This window comes from Cysteiniphilum halobium (assembly GCF_003574425.1).
GTDB lineage: Bacteria > Pseudomonadota > Gammaproteobacteria > Francisellales > Francisellaceae > Caedibacter > Caedibacter halobius.
Genome location: NZ_QLIU01000143.1, coordinates 1 through 748, shown reverse-complemented (window position 1 = coordinate 748; position 748 = coordinate 1). Strand labels below are relative to the sequence as shown.

Genomic DNA, 748 nt, shown 5'->3' with positions numbered 1-748 from the left:
GAGAAGAGAGAAAGAAAAAGAAAGAGAGAAAGAAGAAAGAAGAAGAAAAAGAAAAGAAAAGGGAAAAAAAAAAAAAAAGAAAAGAAAAGAAAAAAGAAGAGAAGAGAGGAAGAGTGAGAAAAGAAAAGGAGAAAAAAGAGAGAGAAGAAGAAGAAATAACAAGAAGAGAAAGAAGAGGAGAAGGAAAGTGGTAAAAAGGGCTGGATAGGACAAACAGATAAAAGATAATAAAGATAAAAGAGAAGAAGAAGAAGTGAGAAAAAGAAAAAGAATAAACAATGAAAAAGGAGGAGGAGAGAAAAAGGAAAAGAAGGAAGAAAAGAAAGGAGAGAAAAATAAAGAAAAAAAAAGAGAGAAAAAAAAAGAAAAAAAGAGGGAGAAAAGAGAGAAAAACAAAGAAGAAAAAAAAGAAAATAAAGAAAAGAAAGAAAAAAAAAAAAAAGGGAAGAAAATAGAAGAGGAGAATAAAAGAAAAAAGAGTTGAAAGAAAAGAGAAAAAATAGAGGGGAAAGAAGGAAGAAAAAAGGAAGAAAGGAGAAAAAGAGAAAGAAAAGGAGAATGGAAGGAAGAATGAAGTAAAGAAGGAAAAAGAAAAAAAAAAAAAAAAAGAAAGAAGAAGGAAAAAGGAAAAAAAAAAAAGAAAAAAAAGGCGAAGTAGGGAGAATTTGGGAAAAGAGGAAAAAGAAGAGAAGTAAAAAAAAAAAGGGGGAAAATAAAGGAAATGGAATAAAAGATCGGGGGAAAAAAG

The 748-nt window shown here is 28.7% G+C and carries 2 protein-coding genes; both read left to right on the top strand.

All coding sequences use genetic code 11. The annotated features are described in order from the left end of the window. On the top strand, nucleotides 1–194 hold a 194-nt coding region (locus DNK85_RS12785; RefSeq protein WP_208123203.1), incomplete at its 5' end, for a hypothetical protein. Nucleotides 195–253: 59 nt separating this feature from the next. Beyond that, entirely contained in the window at nucleotides 254–484 is a 231-nt protein-coding gene (locus DNK85_RS12780; protein WP_119329621.1) for a hypothetical protein, read from the top strand. Nucleotides 485–748: the final 264 nt, after the last annotated feature.